Annotated in this window: 15 protein-coding genes and 1 pseudogene; 4 read left to right on the top strand and 12 right to left on the bottom strand. The window is 70.0% G+C overall.

All coding sequences use genetic code 11. From position 1 onward, the window contains the following. Window positions 1-22: 22 nt before the first annotated feature. Both OCQ_RS10700 and OCQ_RS10695 read right to left on the bottom strand, forming a co-directional pair. Window positions 23-517: a polyadenylate-specific 3'-exoribonuclease AS gene (locus tag OCQ_RS10700; protein WP_008256110.1), complete on the bottom strand. Its 495-nt coding sequence runs from the start codon at window positions 515-517 to the stop codon at window positions 23-25. Between the two features lie 9 nt (window positions 518-526). After that, a complete protein-coding gene (locus OCQ_RS10695) occupies window positions 527-1,387 on the bottom strand; it encodes a hypothetical protein (protein ID WP_172417573.1) in 861 nt (286 codons plus the stop codon). Between the two features lie 117 nt (window positions 1,388-1,504). On the opposite strand from OCQ_RS10695, the gene OCQ_RS10690 reads away from it, so the two are divergent. Beyond that, a complete protein-coding gene (locus OCQ_RS10690) occupies window positions 1,505-2,797 on the top strand; it encodes a glycosyltransferase 87 family protein (protein WP_193375232.1) in 1,293 nt (430 codons plus the stop codon). Here OCQ_RS10690 and OCQ_RS10685 read toward each other — a convergent pair. The 5 genes from OCQ_RS10685 to OCQ_RS10665 form a co-directional block, all read right to left on the bottom strand. After that, window positions 2,794-3,516 carry a lysophospholipid acyltransferase family protein gene (locus OCQ_RS10685; protein ID WP_008256099.1) on the bottom strand — a complete coding sequence of 241 codons (723 nt, stop codon included), beginning with the start codon at window positions 3,514-3,516 and terminating at the stop codon, window positions 2,794-2,796. The two genes, OCQ_RS10690 and OCQ_RS10685, sit on opposite strands and share 4 nt — an antisense overlap. Window positions 3,517-3,603: 87 nt before the next feature. Next, on the bottom strand, window positions 3,604-3,987 hold the full coding sequence (locus tag OCQ_RS10680; RefSeq protein WP_014384562.1) for a hypothetical protein: 384 nt from the start codon (window positions 3,985-3,987) through the stop codon (window positions 3,604-3,606). Next, window positions 3,984-5,243 (bottom strand): ArsA family ATPase, encoded by a 1,260-nt coding sequence (locus OCQ_RS10675; RefSeq protein ID WP_193375027.1) that lies wholly within the window; start codon window positions 5,241-5,243, stop codon window positions 3,984-3,986. Before OCQ_RS10675 ends, OCQ_RS10680 begins: the two co-directional genes overlap by 4 nt. Further along, entirely contained in the window at window positions 5,236-5,673 is a 438-nt protein-coding gene (locus OCQ_RS10670; RefSeq protein ID WP_009953491.1) for an SRPBCC family protein, read from the bottom strand. The genes OCQ_RS10675 and OCQ_RS10670 overlap by 8 nt, the downstream gene beginning before the upstream one ends. 116 nt (window positions 5,674-5,789) lie before the next feature. After that, the gene (locus OCQ_RS10665) at window positions 5,790-6,179 is read right to left on the bottom strand and encodes a hypothetical protein (protein WP_009953492.1); all 390 of its coding nucleotides are present in this window, start codon (window positions 6,177-6,179) and stop codon (window positions 5,790-5,792) included. Between the two features lie 147 nt (window positions 6,180-6,326). On the opposite strand from OCQ_RS10665, the gene OCQ_RS10660 reads away from it, so the two are divergent. Further along, a complete protein-coding gene (locus OCQ_RS10660) occupies window positions 6,327-8,129 on the top strand; it encodes an AMP-dependent synthetase/ligase (protein WP_014384560.1) in 1,803 nt (600 codons plus the stop codon). Between the two features lie 12 nt (window positions 8,130-8,141). Here the strand turns inward: OCQ_RS10660 and pimB are convergent, their stop codons facing one another. The 4 genes from pimB to OCQ_RS25990 form a co-directional block, all read right to left on the bottom strand. Continuing rightward, a complete protein-coding gene (pimB, locus tag OCQ_RS10655; RefSeq protein WP_014384559.1) occupies window positions 8,142-9,272 on the bottom strand; it encodes a GDP-mannose-dependent alpha-(1-6)-phosphatidylinositol monomannoside mannosyltransferase in 1,131 nt (376 codons plus the stop codon). A gap of 55 nt (window positions 9,273-9,327) precedes the next feature. Beyond that, window positions 9,328-10,143, bottom strand: coding sequence for a DUF4157 domain-containing protein (locus OCQ_RS10650; RefSeq protein WP_009953495.1), 816 nt, complete (start codon window positions 10,141-10,143; stop codon window positions 9,328-9,330). Between the two features lie 58 nt (window positions 10,144-10,201). Continuing rightward, on the bottom strand, window positions 10,202-11,353 hold the full coding sequence (ripC, locus tag OCQ_RS10645; RefSeq protein WP_041784956.1) for a peptidoglycan hydrolase RipC: 1,152 nt from the start codon (window positions 11,351-11,353) through the stop codon (window positions 10,202-10,204). A gap of 179 nt (window positions 11,354-11,532) precedes the next feature. Continuing rightward, window positions 11,533-11,787, bottom strand: coding sequence for a hypothetical protein (locus tag OCQ_RS25990; RefSeq protein WP_263646885.1), 255 nt, complete (start codon window positions 11,785-11,787; stop codon window positions 11,533-11,535). 107 nt (window positions 11,788-11,894) lie between these two features. On the opposite strand from OCQ_RS25990, the pseudogene OCQ_RS10640 reads away from it, so the two are divergent. Further along, window positions 11,895-13,763: pseudogene (locus OCQ_RS10640) on the top strand (DEDD exonuclease domain-containing protein); the annotation flags it as partial. On the opposite strand, the gene trpD reads toward OCQ_RS10640, so the two are convergent. Next, complete coding sequence (gene trpD, locus OCQ_RS27040) at window positions 13,701-14,783, bottom strand: anthranilate phosphoribosyltransferase (protein ID WP_162130197.1); 1,083 nt, start codon at window positions 14,781-14,783, stop codon at window positions 13,701-13,703. The pseudogene OCQ_RS10640 and the gene trpD overlap by 63 nt on opposite strands. Before the next feature lie 139 nt (window positions 14,784-14,922). On the opposite strand from trpD, the gene ctaE reads away from it, so the two are divergent. Beyond that, window positions 14,923-15,534: an aa3-type cytochrome oxidase subunit III gene (gene ctaE / locus OCQ_RS10635; RefSeq protein WP_008256075.1), complete on the top strand. Its 612-nt coding sequence runs from the start codon at window positions 14,923-14,925 to the stop codon at window positions 15,532-15,534. Window positions 15,535-15,546 lie beyond the last annotated feature (12 nt).

Below are 15,546 nucleotides of genomic sequence, written 5' to 3'. Positions count from 1 at the left end.
AACGCCGTCGAGCGCGGCCGTCTTAGTCTCCCGCCGTGATCAACCGGAAGCGGCGGAGCTGATCGCGGGCGTCGACCAACGCGTCGTGGGCATCGGGCGACCGCGGGGGCATCCGGGGGCTGCCCCGGTCTTCCCAGAGTTGCCGCAGCTCGCGGGTGAAACGCGGGATGGCCCGCGGCAGGTCCGGCATCGGGCCCCACAACTGGCACAGGGCGACGTGGTCGTAGGCCGCCACCCACGCCCACAGTTCGATCGGCTCAGCGGCCGCCCGCCCGGAATTGACGCCGAAGAACTCCTCCAGGTCCTCGCGGATCCGCCTGCGTGAGCGCCACACCTGCGACGCCGGGGGCGGCAGCTTGGGCAGCACGTTGGCGCGCACCCACGGGCCGGCGCGCTCGGGATCGAATTCCGTGGACACCGCGTAGTACTCGCGGCCGTCCTCGGCGGCCACCCCGATCGAGATGAGCTCGATGGTGCGGCCGTCCTCGATGAATTCGGTGTCGTAGAAGTACCGCACGAAGGGAGATTATCTGCTGATCAGGATCGGACCGGTGGGCGCCGGGGCGGGATGAACCTCGTCGTCCAACCTGGCGTCCACCGCACGTTGATCCGGAAACCGCGGCGTGCCCGCGATGGCGCACTGCAGGTAGAGCTTGGCCCGCACCACCGGGCGGCGCAGCCGCCGTTCGCGCTGCAGCGCGCGGCGCATCTTGTCCGGCTGCGTGGCGTACCGCCAGCGGGCCCAGGGCGCGTGCGGGCGCGACAGCCGGACCGCCCCGATCACCAGCAAGATGACCAGGAACATGCCCAGCAGGCCGGTCCAGACCTTGCCCTTGAGCACCACCACGACGGCCAGCGGCAGCGTCAACGCCATGGCGCCCCCCACCACGGCGCGCAGCGCCCACGAGTTGGCGTCGTGCCAGATCGGCAGGAAGAACATCAGCGGGTGCAGGCCCATCATCAGCAGCCCGGCCACCGCGACCGCGGCAAAGACCGCATCGACCGAGGTGCGGCCGTCCTCGGACCAGTAGACGTCGGACAGGTGCAGGATCAACGCGTACTCGTCGAGGACCAGGGCGGCCCCGATCCCGAAAAACGTGGCGGCCATCATGAACTGGGGCTCGTGCCCGTCGATCGACAGGGTCACCAGCGTCAGCCCGGAGAGCAACGTGAGGACCACCCCGAACGTGACGTGGTGGATGTGCACTCCCCCGACGTGGACGTTGCGCGGGTGCCACCACTTGGTGGGCCGGCCGTTTTCGACGCGGTGCCGGATCAACCGCACGAACGTCCGCGTGACGAAAAACGTCAGGATGAAGGCCACCAGGCAGCACAACAGTGGCAGGTGGCCCCGGTCGTGAATGTCATGTTCGAACCATCGGGACATCTCGTCCACGAACGAGTGGAGCACCCTTGAAACCTACGCCTCCCCGCGCCGCGGCCGTGGGAGCCGCGCTGCACCAGGGGTGTCCGGGCGCGGGCACCCATTACGCTGTTGTGCGACATGAGTACACGGCAGGCGCCCGGGGCGGGCTTCTCAGGTAAGCGTGCCCCCGGGCGGGCGCTGGTGTGGGGCGCGGCTTGGCTGGCGGCCGCGGCGGGGCTGGGTTACGCGGCGTGGCAGCTGTTCGGGCACATCCCGTATCGCATCGACATCGACGTCTATCAGATGGGCGCCCGGGCCTGGATGGACGGCCGCCCGCTGTACCGCGGCGACGTGTTGTTCCACACGCCGATCGTCGATCTGCCGTTCACCTATCCGCCGCTGGCCGCCATCGTGTTCTGCCCGTTCGCCTGGATGCACATGCCGGCCGCCAGTGTCGCGATCACCGCCCTGACGCTGGTTTTGCTGGTCGTGTCGACCGTGATCGTGCTGACCCGGCTCGACGTCTGGAGCGCGTCGGCCGTGCTGCCCGGCCCGGCCTGGCTGCGCCGGTGGTGGCTGGCCGTCGTCGCCGCCGCGGCCGCGACGGTCTGGCTGGAACCCATCAGCTCGAACTTCGCCTTCGGCCAGATCAACGTGGTGCTGATGACGCTGGTGATCGCTGACTGCGTGCCGCGCCGCACGCCGTGGCCGCGCGGGCTGCTGCTGGGGGTGGGCATGGCGCTGAAGCTGACGCCGGCGGTTTTCCTGCTCTATTTCCTGCTGCGCCGCGATCACCGTGCGGCGTTGACCGCGCTGGCCTCGTTCGCTGGGGCGACGCTGCTGGGTTTCGTGCTGGCCTGGAACGACTCCTGGGAGTACTGGACGCACACCGTGCATCACACCGACCGGATCGGTTCGGCGTCGTTGAACACCGACCAGAACATCGCCGGCGCCCTGGCCCGGCTGGGGCTGGGACAGCAGGAGCGCTTCCTGCTGTGGGTGGCGGCGTCCCTGCTCGTGCTGGCGGCGACGGTGTGGGCGATGCGCCGGGTGCTGCGCGCCGGCGAGCCCACGCTCGCGCTGGTCTGCGTCGCCTTGTTCGGGCTGGTGGTCTCGCCGGTGTCGTGGTCGCACCACTGGGTGTGGGTGCTGCCCGCGGTGCTGGTGACGGCCGTCTTGGGCTGGCGGCGCCGCAACGCACTGCTGATGGTCGTCAGCGCCGTGGGGGTGGCGCTGATGAGGTGGACGCCGATCGACCTGCTGCCCAAGCATCACGAGGCGAGCGCGGTGTGGTGGCGCCAACTCGCCGGGATGTCGTACGTGTGGTGGGCGCTGGCGGTCATCGTCGCGGCCGGCGTCACCGTGACCGCCCGCGGCGTTTCGCGGGAGGCCGCGCCGGAGCCGCTGGCGCCGGCTACCGCCGTCGGTTAACCGGCCGCGGTCTCGGGAATCCGCGCGGCCTCACCGTCGGCCGCGTCACCGCCCTTTTTCAGGCTGGCCGCGTAGATGTCGACGTATTCCTGCCCGGACAGCCCCATCAGCTCGTAGATCACCTCGTCGGTGACGGCCCGCTCGATGAAGCGGTTGCCGGCCAGCCCGTCGAAGCGCGAGAAGTCCATCGGCTTGCCGAAGCGAACCGTGACCCGGCCGAACCGCAACATGTTGGTCCCGGGCGGGTTGACGACGTTGGTGCCGATCATCGCGACCGGGATCACCGGGACCCCGGTCTGCAGCGCCAGCCGCGCCAGCCCCGTCTTGCCCTTGTAGAGCCGGCCGTCCGGGGACCGCGTGCCTTCGGGATACATGCCCAGCAGCTTGCCCTCACCCAGCACCTGTTGCGCGGTGGTCAGCGCGGCCCGGGCGCTGTCGGCGTCGGTCCGGTCGATCGGCACCTGCCCGACGGCGGTGAAGAACCACCGCTGGAACCACCCCTTCAAACCGGTGCCGGTGAAATATTCCGACTTGGCCAGGAAGGTGATTCGGCGCCGCACCACCAGCGGAAGATAGAAGCTGTCCATCACGGCCAGGTGATTGCTTGCCAGTATCGCCGGCCCGGAGCTCGGAACGTGTTCTAGGCCTTCAACTTTCGGCCGCCCCAGCAGTGACAGCAACGGGCCGAGGAGCACGTACTTGAATAGCCAGTACCACATGGCCCTCCCTCTCGGCTACACCCCGCTGATGTACTGCGCCAACTGTACCTATCCCCACGGGAAGGGACCACCTGCGACGCAGCGCCCTCACTCGTCCAGCGTGACGGGGATGGGCTGATAACGCGTCCGCGCTTCGGCGTCGCCGCTGTCGGCCGCGCCGCCGGGCGGACCGTCGGGCGGCGGTTCCGGCGTCGGGCGCGACGCCCGGTCGATGTCGTCGACGATGTCGCGGATCACCTGAAGCAGGGCGATGCTGTGGTCGGCGATCGCGGTGAGCAAGGGGTGCTGGTCGCCGGTCGCCAGCGCGGCCAGGGCGCACACCGGGCACCACACCTGCTGGCACTTGCCGGTTCCCGGTCCGGCGCCGGCCGTCAGCGCCGCGGCCGCGCGCACCGCGGGGTCGATGCCGTCCAGGATCGTCTGGGCGAGCCTGCGTAGCTCCGGACCGATTTCGGGATGAGCCCCACTCACTTAGGCCACACCTCCGGATCTGGTCGAAAACGCACTGTCAGCTCACTACCCCGCAGGCGCGCGTCCAGCACGATGCAGCGCCGAAGCACCGACGCCAGCCTCACCCTGCGCCGCAATCCGCCGGCGCTGATGATGAGGTCGTCATCGACCCGCCCGAGGGTCAGCGCCGACGCATCGAGTTGCGGCAACGCTAGCCGCATCCGGTAGACGGACCCAAGTCCCGTCCCGGATTCGAGGTCGACGACGGGCCGCAACGGGCCCGGCGGCGCGGTGCCTCCCCGGCGGCGGGCGGCGTCGAGCAGCGCGCCCAGCGCCTTGGCGCCGATCGGCTCGCCGGACAGGTGTGGGGTCATCACGAGGGCCACCTCACCGATGGTGGCGTCGAGCTCGTCGAGCACACTGCGCTGCTCGGCGATGCGTTCGGTGTACCAGTAGAAGGCCGGGTGCTCGGGCAGGTTGCGGTACTCGTATGAGTCGTCTTGCGGCAGAACCTGATTCACGATCAGCTCTTCGACGCGCACGCCCATCAAGGCCAGCGACCCCAGTGTGCGGGCCGCCTCCGCGGCGACCACCCGCTCGGGGGTCAACACCAGGTGCGCACTGACCAGCTCGCCGTCGGTGAGCAGCGCGCCGAGCGTCTCCACGCTCGCGCTGATGCGCTCGAGCAGCTCGACCACCGCCGCCGAGCGGCCGTCGTCGGCGGTGACGGATAGCCGGCGATGCCGCGGCCACGCCCGCTCGACGTACAGCCCGAAGGTGGCGGGCAACGTCAACATCCGCAACGCGTCCGCGGTCGACGCGCAATCGACCACCACGCGGTCCCATCGTCCCGAGCCGGCCAGCTCACCGACGGCGTAGAGGCCGAGCACCTCCTGGACGCCGGGTAACGCCGAAAGCTCTTCGGGCGCAATGGTGCTCAATTCGGAGTCGGGGAACCGCCGGTCCAACGTGGCGACGGCCTCACGCCAACGGACCTCGAGCAGGGCAAGGGTGTCCAAGGCCAGCGCATCGAGAAATCCGCCGCCGGCCTCCGCGTCATCGGCGAGCACCCGCACCAGTTCGTCTTGGCTGGGCGGGACGGGGGTGCCCAGCACATCACCCAGCGAGTGCGCCTGGTCGGTGGACACCACCAGCACCCGCTGTCCCGCGCTCGCGGAACTGACCGCGGTGGCGCAAGCCAGGGTGGATTTCCCTACCCCGCCTTTCCCAACGAAGAGACTGATCCGGGCCGGGGCGGGCGCAGCCGTCTCACTCAGCCTCGACTCGTTTCTTCAGATCCTTCAACGCTGTGTCGGTCAGACGACGCTCGGCCTTGCGCTTGAGCAGGCCGATCATCGGCATGGCCAGGTCGACGGAGAGTTCGTAGGTGACCTCGGTGCCAGATCCCTTGGGCGCCAACCGATATGAGCCCTCGAGGGAACGCAGCAGCGAGCTCGAGACCAGCGTCCAGCTCACCGATTGGCGATCCTTGGGCCATTGGTAGGACATGACCATGGTGTCCTTGAGGACGGTGGCGTCCATGACGATCCGCGCCACCTTCGGGTAGCCGTCGGCGTCCTTCTCCTGAACCTCGGCTTCCTTGTACTCCGAGATCCACTGCGGGTAGGAATCGATGTCCGCGATCACCCGCATCACGGTGCCCGGGTCGGCGTCGATGTAGATGGTTTGCGTCGTCTTCTCCGCCACCTGGTTGCTGCCCTCTCTCCCGCGAGCGGATGGGTCCCGGCTGCTCCGAACCGGCCGTGCGGGGACCCCCGTGGGTCTCGGTCCGAAACGGTACTCTCCGCGCGGACCCGACCCGGCTAAACTACCGGAGAAACTCCGACCGGACGTGACCGTTCCAGTGTCGTCTTGACCTCGAAGGCCATTTTCTTGCCCGCCACTCGGCGGCGGTGTGTCATTTTCGCCAGATTCAGCTTGGCCAGCTGCCAGGCCGCCACGCCGGTGGGCTCGGCGTGCAGGAAGTAGTGCAGCACCACCCCGTCCAGCGACGGTTCCAGCCAGACCTCCATGGTCCCCGTCAACGCGCCGGTGACCGACCACCGGATGCCCTTGTCGGCGCGATCCTCGACGACCTGCAGCCGCAGGTCCGGCCACCAGCGGCGCCAACTCGCCCGATCTGCGACCGCGGCGCCCACCCGTGCGCCGTCGGCGGCGACAAACGTCTCATCCGCGATCTGGATGCTGTTCATGCCCACAGCTTCACACACCCGCGTGCGGCGGGCGTCGGGGTCCCGGCCGCACGGACTGTGGCCGTGCAGGCTCGATGCTCGGATTAGGCTGGTCGACAGCAACCCGGGCTGCCGGGAAACGTCACGAGGTCAATTGAGGTCATAAGAGTGCGTGAGTACAGCGTCCCCGCCCGCTTTCCGGTCGACGATGACGACAACATCGCGGCGATGGTCTTCGAGCACGAGCGCGATGACCCGAACTTTGTCATCTACCAACGCCAGGTCGACGGCGAGTGGACCGACGTCACCTGCGCCGAGGCCGCCGGTCTTATCCGCTCTGCCGCACTGGGTTTGATCGCCCTGGGGGTGCAGGCGGGCGACCGGGTGTCGATCTTCTGTGCCACCTGCTACGAATGGGCGATCCTCGACCTGGCCATCCTGGCGGTCGGTGGGGTCACGGTGCCGATCTATGAGACGTCGTCGGCCGAACAGGTGCGCTGGGTGCTGCAGGACTCCGAGGCGGTGCTGGCCTTCGCCGAAACCGACGAGCACGCGGCGATGGTCACCGAGCTGACCGCCGAACTGCCCGCCCTGCGCCGGGTGCTGCACATCAACGGGTCGGGCCCCAAGGCGCTCGACCAGCTCGTCGAGGCCGGCGAGTCGGTGGAACCGGCCGAGCTCACCGCACGCCTGGAGGGCCTGCGGGCCGCGGACCCCGCGACGCTCATCTACACCTCGGGCACCACCGGGCGGCCCAAGGGCTGCCAGCTGACGCACTCCAACCTGCTGTACGAGACCCGCGGCGCCAAGGAGAGCCTGCCGACGCTGCTCGATGAGGGCCAGCGGCTGCTGATCTTCCTGCCCCTGGCCCACGTGCTGGCGCGCTCGCTGACCCTGTCCGCGTTCGCCAACAAGGTGACCGTCGGATTCACCAGCGACATCAAGAACCTGCTGCCGATGTTCGCGGTGTTCAAACCGACGGTGGTGGTGTCGGTTCCGCGGGTGTTCGAGAAGGTTTACAACACGGCGGAGCAAAACGCCGCCAACGACGGCAAGGGGCGCATCTTCGCCATGGCCGTGCAAACCGCCGTCGACTGGAGCGAGGCCTCCGACGGGGGCCGGCGGGGGCCGGTGCTGCGCGCCAAGCATGCGCTGTTCGACCGGCTGGTGTACCGCAAGCTGCGCGCGGCGCTGGGCGGCGACTGCCACGCGTCCGTGTCGGGCGGGGCGCCGCTGGGGTCGCGGCTGGGGCACTTCTACCGGGGCGTCGGCCTGACCATCCATGAGGGCTACGGCCTGACCGAGACCAGCTCCGCGATCACGGTCAACCAGGTCGGCAACGTCAAGATCGGCACGGTCGGAACGTTGTTGCCCGGCAACAGCATGCGCATCGCCGAGGACGGCGAGCTGCTGGTGCGCGGCGGCGTGGTGTTCAGCGGCTACTGGCGCAACGAGCAGGCCACCGCCGACGCGTTCACCGACGGCTGGTTCAAGACCGGCGACCTTGGTGTGCTCGACGACGACGGGTTCCTGAAGATCACCGGGCGCAAGAAGGAGATCATCGTTACCGCGGGCGGCAAGAACGTCGCCCCCGCTGTGCTGGAGGACCGGCTGCGGGCCCATCCGCTGATCAGCCAGGCCATGGTCGTCGGCGACGCCAAGCCGTTCGTCGGCGCGCTGATCACCATCGATCCAGAGGCGTTCGACGGCTGGAAACAGCGCAACCAGAAGGGATCCGGCGCGTCGGTGGCCGATCTGGCCACCGATCCCGACCTCGTCGCCGAGGTGGACGCGGCCATCAAGGACGCGAATCAGGCGGTGTCGCACGCCGAGTCGATCCGCAAGTTCCGCATCCTGCCCGTCGACTTCACCGAGGACACCGGGGAACTGACGCCGACGATGAAGGTCAAGCGCAACGTCGTGGCCGAGAAGTTCGCCTCCGACATCGAGGCCATCTACGAAAAGGACTGACCGCGCGCACCGCTAGCCGAGCAGCCCGGCCAGCCGTGTCGCCAGGGTGTCCCAGCGCCACTGGGCCGTCACCCAGTCGCGCCCGGCCGCGCCCATCGCGGCCGCCCGGTCCCGATCCGTCAGCAACTCGGTGACGGCGTCGGCGATCTCGGTCACCGAGCAACCGTCGACGACGAGCCCGGTTTCGTTGTGCCGCACGGTTTCCGGGGCTCCGCCGGACTTTCCGGCGACGACGGGCACGCCACTCGCGGAGGCCTCCAGGAAGACGATGCCCAGTCCCTCGACGTCCAGTCCGGCGCCGCGGGTGCGGCAGGGCATCGCGAACACGTCCGCCAGCGCGTGATGCGTTGGCAGTTCGGCGGCCGGCACGCCGCCGGTGAAGATCACGTCGTCGGCCACCCCGCAGTCGCGGGCCAGCGTCCGCAGTGATTCCAGGTAGGGTCCGCCGCCGACGATGACCAGGGCGGCCCCGTCGACGCGTCGCCGGATCGAGGGCAGCGCCTTGATGAGCATGTCCTGGCCTTTGCGGGGCACCAGCCGAGACACGCACACCACCGTGGGCCGCTCGCCCAACCCGTAGCGCCGACGCAACGCGGCGCGCCCGGCGGGATCGGGCCGGAACTTGTCGGTGTCCACCCCGGACGGCAGGTATTCCAGCGAGGCCTTGGGCCCGAAGGCGGGTGCGAACCGGGACCGCGTGTAGCGGCTGACGAACGTGACGATGTCGGTGTCGTCGCCGATGCGCCGCAGCACGGACCGCGCGACCGGCAGCATCGACCAGCCGACCTCGTGGCCGTGCGTGCTGGCCACCACCCGCTTCGCCCCCGCGCCCCGCGCTCGCCGGGCCAGCAGCGCCAGCGGCGCGGCCGCCCCGAACCAGACGGTCTCGATGCCGTCGTCGGCGATCAGCCGCCGCATCCGGGCGTCGACCGCCCGGCCGGGCAGCATCAGGGTCCCCGGATGGCGCACCACGCGGTAGCCGGCCGCCTCGTCGTAGGCATCGGAGCCCTTCCAGTGCGGCGCGTACACCGTCACCGAATGCGACCCGGCTTCGACGAGTCGGCCGACGAACTCACCGAGGTACGACTGGATGCCGCCCGGGCGGGGCGGAAAGTCGTTGGTTACCAGCAGGACCCGACTCACCTGCGACAGGCTAGCGTGGCGGCGGCGCCGTGCGTGCACACGGCCCGGTGCGTCGTTAGTGGGTCAGCCACTGGCGCCAGGCGGTGAGCAGGCCCGCCTCGCTGGTGTCCAGCACGTCGTGGGCGGCGGTCGCCATGTCGGCGCGCCTGAGGCCGCAGGTCGCCAGGTAGAGATCGTGCAGCTTCGGCGCCCCGAAGGTGTCGGCCACGAACCGGGCGAACCACCAGGCGCGGTCATAGGCCAGCGAGCGCGGCGCCCCCGGCACATCCAGGTCGGCGTCCGAGGGCAGCGTCATGGGCAGCAACCCCTCCTTGGGCACCGGCGTCGGGGGGCGGCCGACGAAGTCGGCGACGCCCTCGGTGAGCCAGCGGGGCGCGTCGGCGACGGTGTCCGCGCGTGCGGCGTAGTGAAAAAGCTCGTGGGCCAACACGATTCGCAGGGACGCCGCGCTCATGTTGGCCGCACCCGGCGCGAACACGATCCGCTGGCCCAGGGCGACCCGGCGAACGGGATCGATCCGGTCGGAGACCGTCGCGGCGGCGATGTCGGCCCACTGCGCCGCCGGTCCCCCGCCGGCGGCGGCGCGAAATTCCTCGTCGGTGCCGGCCGCGACGATCGAGATTTCCCGTGGCCAGTCGAGGCCCCAGAACGCCTCCACGGCGCCGATCGCGGCGCCCATGTCCGAGGCCACCCGAAACAACAGGCGCTCGCTGGACGGGCCGCCGAGGCCCAGCAGCCGGACGGTGCGGTCGCCGACGACGATCGACTTCGTCGAAGCGCTGGCCTGGCTGCGCGCGGGCGTGATCAGCTGCGGGGGCCGGATCCGGCTGCTGCGTTCGGCGTCGAACGGCACGGCCGCGGCCACAATCAATTCGACGACGAAGACCCAGGCCAGCAGTAGCGGAAGCCGCCGACGCAGCGTGGATTGTCTAGTAACGGCGGGCGTCGTAGATCGGGCCCGAGGAGTTCATCGGCACGACCTGTACCGGCACACCGTAGGTGGAGGAATGGATCATCATGCCGTCACCGATGTACAGGCCGGCGTGCGAGGCGTCGGAGTAGAAGGTGAGCACGTCACCGGGCTGCAGGTCCGACAGCGAAACGGGTTGACCGCCGTGGGCCATCGCCTGGCTGGAGTGCGGCAACGAGATGCCGGCTTGCTGGAACGCCCACATCACCAGTCCGGAGCAGTCGAATCCGCCGGGCGCGGCGCCGCCCCATACGTAGGACGAGCCGACCTGGGTCAGCGCGGCCTGCACGACCGTGGCACGGTCACCGCCGCCGACCCCACCGCCGGGAGCCATACCGGGCATGCCGCCTGGAGCCGGAGCCTCACCCGGCGCCTGCCCGGGTCCCGGGGGTGCCGCTTCCGGCGCCGGGGCACCGGGCGCCGGCGCCGCCGCCGCGGGGACGGCGACGGGTGCGGGATTGGCCAGCGCGGTGCGCTGGTCGGCGGTCAACGACATGTATTGCGACTTGACCACCGCGATCTGCACCTGCAGCTGACTTTGCTTGGACTGCAAGCTCGCTCGCACCGCCGCGGCCTGCTCGGCCGCGCTCTTGGCGTCGGCGGCGGACTTCGCGGACTCCCGCTCGGCCTTGGCGGCCTGCTCGCCGGCGATGCGGTAGCTCTTCATCTGGCTGGCCATCTGCGTGGCCATCACGCGTTGCACCGCGAGCTTGTCGATCAGCCCCTGCGGCGAACCGGCGGTCAGGATGGCCTGCATGCCGTCGACGCGACCACCCATGTACGCCGCCGCGGCCAGGTTGTTGACGGAGTTCTGGTACGACGCCAGATGGGCCTTCGCCGCGTCGACGGCGGCCTGGTCGTCGTTGTGCTTCTTGTCGGCGGCGCGCTGAGCGGCCAGCTTGTCATTCAGGTCGAGCTGGGCGCTGTGCATCGCCTCGGTGGTCTGCTCCGCCTGGCGCGACAGCTCGTTGAGTTTTGCCATGGCGTCCTGGGCCGGGTCCGCCCACGAGGGGGCGATCACCACACTGCACAGAATCGCGAAGCCAGCTAGCGTCCCTAGGGCCGAACGTGTCAGGACACGCGCAACCAGGCAACTAGAATCAAGCCTCAAGATTTGCTTCCTTAAACGGCCATCGACGAACACTGGTCGTCGAGCGGGTTTAGGTCTCAAACAGGTTACGAAACGATATCGGCGTTTGTCCAAAGCGGGCGGTTAAGAAATTAGAAAGAATTCTGTCATTTTCATGTGATCCATTCCGCCTGACCGAGGGCCGTTGGCGGACAAGGCATTTACGCTACACCAGATCCGCGGTCCCGACGAATCGGCACCAGACGAAGTCGCGGAGCCAGGCCGACCTCGGCGAGAACCTCCAATGCCGCTTGTTCGTCCTGCAATAAAGTATCCGGGACCCCGAGTATCACGCTGACCACGCAGTCGCGGCATCCGGGTCCGCGCACCGCGCAGTCGTCACAGTCGATCACCACCGGCGCGCCCGGCTCGGGCGGCGGCATGGCGACGTCGGTGGGTCCAGTTCTTGGTGCCATCGGGATCGGTCCTCTCGGTCTGGCTCCGACGAACATCACGCCGGTCTGCCCGAACGGTAACCGCGGGCACCGACATCTCCCCGGGGCCGCGGCGTGGGACGCCGCGGATGTCAGCCGTCGTGCTTAACGTCACCCCCGTGACTGCACGCGGGGCGACTCAGCTGAGCTTCGCCGACGTGGGATCACCCTTCACGCCCGACGAACTCTCGTTGCGCGACACCACCTTCGTCGTGGTGGACCTCGAGACCACCGGCGGACGCACCAAATCCGCCGCGGGAACCGAGCCGGACGCCATCACCGAAATCGGGGCGGTCAAGGTGCGCGGCGGCGTGGTGCTCGGCGAGTTCGCCACGCTGATCGATCCGCAGCGCAGCATCCCGCCCCAGGTCGTGCGGCTGACCGGCATCACCACGGCCATGGTGTCCGACGCGCCGACCATCGACGCCGTGCTGCCGATGTTTTTGGAGTTCGCCCGCTTGGATCAGGGGGCCGTGCTGGTCGCGCACAACGCCGGTTTCGACATCGGCTTCCTGCGGGCCGCCGCGCAGCGGTGCGACATCGCCTGGCCGCGGCCGCAGGTGCTGTGCACGGTGCGGTTGGCCCGCAGGGTGCTCAGCCGCGAGGAGGCGCCCAGCGTGCGGCTGGCGTCGCTGGCGCGGCTGTTCGCCGTCACCACCCAGCCCACCCACCGCGCCCTCGACGACGCACGCGCCACCGTCGACGTGCTGCACGCCCTCATCGAACGCGTGGGCAACCAGGGCGTGCACACCTACGCCGACCTGCGCTCCTATCTGCCCGACGTGGCACCGGCCCAGCGCCGCAAACGCGTGCTCGCCGACGGGCTCCCGCACCGGCCGGGTGTCTATTTGTTCCGCGGGCCGTCGGACGAGGTGCTCTACATCGGCACCGCGGTCGACCTGCGGCGGCGGGTCTTGCAGTACTTCACCGGCGCCGATCCGCGCGGCCGCATGAAGGAGATGGTCACGCTGGCCTGCGCGGTCGACCATGTCGAGTGCGCCCACGCGCTGGAGGCCGGTGTGCGCGAGCTGCGGCTGCTGGCCGCGCACGCCCCGCCGTACAACCGGCGATCCCGGTTCCCGCAGCGCTGGTGGTGGGTGGCGCTGACCGACGAGGCCTTCCCCCGCCTGGCGGTGGTGCGCGCCCCGCGCCACGACCGCGCCGTCGGCCCGTTCCGGGCGCGCGCCGACGCCGCCGACACCGCCGCCCTGCTGTCCCGCTTCACCGGGCTGCGCACCTGCACGAACCGGTTGGGGCGCACGGCATTACACGGGCCGCTGTGCGCCGAGGCGGAGGTCTCACCGTGCCCGGCCGCCCGCGACGTCACCGCCACCCAATACGCCGCGGCCGTCGCGCGCATGGCGGCGTTGGTCGACGGCGCGGACAACGCCGCCCTGACGTCCGCCGTGGCCCAGGTCGCCGCCCTCGCCGAGCGGCGTCACTTCGAGAGCGCCGCGCGGCTGCGCGACCGCACCGCCGCCGCGGTCGAGACGCTGTGGCGCGGTCAGCGGCTGCGCGCCCTGGTCGCCCTGCCCGAGCTGGTCGCCGCCGCGCCCGACGGCCAGGGCGGCTATCACCTCGCCGTCATCCGCCACGGCCAACTCGCCGCCGCGGGCAACGCCCGACGGGGGGTGCCGCCGATGCCGGTCGTCGACGCGATTACCGCTGGGGCACAAGCGATTCTGCCCGGGCCGGCCCCGCTGGGCGGGGCGCTGGTCGAGGAGACCGCGCTGATCGCGCGCTGGCTGGGCGCTCCCGGCGTGCGCATCGTTCGGGTCGAGGCAACCGGGGACGGCGCGGGCTGGGCGTCCCCGCTGCGATCGGCCGGCGGGTGGGCGGCGTGGGCGGAGGCGGCCCGCTCGGCGCGGCTGGCCGCCGAGCAAGCCCTGCGCGATTCAGACCTGCTGGCCGAACCGCACCCAACGCGCGAGCAGCTGTTCGGCCGCGCCGGAGTCGATGGCCTTGCCGGCGCGGGCCAACCCGTCCTCCCACGCCGGCAGCCATTCGGCGCGACTGGATAACCCGGCGTGGGCCACGATCGCGCCGGCGGCGTTGAGGACGACGGCGTCGCGCACCGGGCCCTTGGCTCCGGCCAGCACCGCACGCACCTCCGCGGCGTTGGCCTGCGCGTCGCCGCCCAACAGGTCGTCGAGGTCGGCGCGGGGAAAGCCGAACCCGGCCGGATCGAACGTCAGCCGGTCCACGGTGCCGGCCTGTACCCGCCAGATCGTGCTGGTGGTCGTGGTCGTCAACTCGTCGAGCCCGTCGTCGCCGTGCACCACCAGCACGCTGGAGCGGCGGGCGGCGAACACCCCGGCCATCACCTCGGCCAGGTCGGCGAACGCGCAGCCGATCAATCCGGCCCGGGGCCGGGCCGGATTGGTAAGCGGCCCAAGGAGATTGAACACCGTCGGCACGCCGAGCTCGCGGCGCACCGCGGACGTGTGCCGGTACGACGGGTGGAACAACGGCGCGAAGCAGAACCCGATGCCGACCTCGGCGAGGCTGCGCGCCACCTCGTCGGGTCCGAGGTCGATGCGGATGTCGAGCGCCTCGAGCGTGTCGGCGCCACCGGACAACGACGAGGCCGCCCGGTTGCCGTGTTTGACCACCGGCACACCCGCGGCCGCCGTCACGATCGCCGCCATCGTGGACAGGTTCACGGTGTTGACGCCGTCGCCGCCGGTTCCGACGATGTCGACGGTGTCCTGGGGCATACCGGAATCGGGCATCGGCAGCGCGTGGCCGAGCATGACCTCGGCCAGCTCGATCACCTCGGCCGACGTGGGCACCTTCACCTGCATCGCCACCGCGAAGGCCGCGATCTGGGCGGCGCTCGCCGCGCCGGTCATGATCTGGTCCATGGCCCAGGCGGCCTGGCCGCGGGTCAGGTCCTGACCGCCCGTCAGCCGGCCCAGCACCCGCGGCCACGACGTCGCGGACCCGCCGGACGGCGAAACCTCAGATGACAAAGCCACGCGCCGATGGTCCCACGAGCACCACAGCGGCCCCAACCGTCGGCCGCGGGCGGCCCGAACACACGCGCGCGCGACGCGCGAGGCATCAAATTGCGCCCCGGGTGGAGATCAACAACTACAAAGCGTCATACTTGCGGATGTGACCAGCGCTGTCGGGACCTCAGGTACTGCAATCACGTCGCGCGTTCATTCGCTGAATCGACCCAACATGGTCAGTGTCGGCACCATCGTCTGGCTCTCCAGCGAGTTGATGTTCTTTGCCGGCCTGTTCGCGATGTACTTCACCGCGCGTGCCCAGTCCGGCGGAAAATGGCCGCCGCCGCCGACCGAGCTCAACCTGTACCAGGCCGTCCCCGTGACGTTGGTGCTGATCGCGTCGTCGTTCACCTGCCAGATGGGCGTGTTCGCGGCCGAGCGCGGTGACGTGTTCGGGCTGCGCCGCTGGTACGTCATCACCTTCCTGATGGGCCTGTTCTTCGTTTGCGGGCAGGGGTATGAGTACTTCCACCTGGCGACCCACGGGACCACCATTCCCGGCAGCGCCTACGGCAGCGTGTTCTATCTGGCCACCGGGTTCCACGGCCTGCACGTGACCGGCGGCCTGGTCGCCTTCATCTTCTTGCTGGCCCGCACCGCGATGAGCAAGTTCACGCCGGCGCAGGCTACGGCCAGCATCGTCGTCTCGTACTACTGGCATTTCGTCGACATCGTGTGGATCGCGCTGTTCACCGTGATCTATTTCATCCGATGAGCAGGCGCTGGA

The organism is Mycobacterium paraintracellulare (assembly GCF_000276825.1).
Taxonomy (GTDB): domain Bacteria; phylum Actinomycetota; class Actinomycetes; order Mycobacteriales; family Mycobacteriaceae; genus Mycobacterium; species Mycobacterium intracellulare.
Note: the sequence above shows the minus strand (reverse complement) of the source record. Positions and strands in the feature narration are given on the sequence as shown.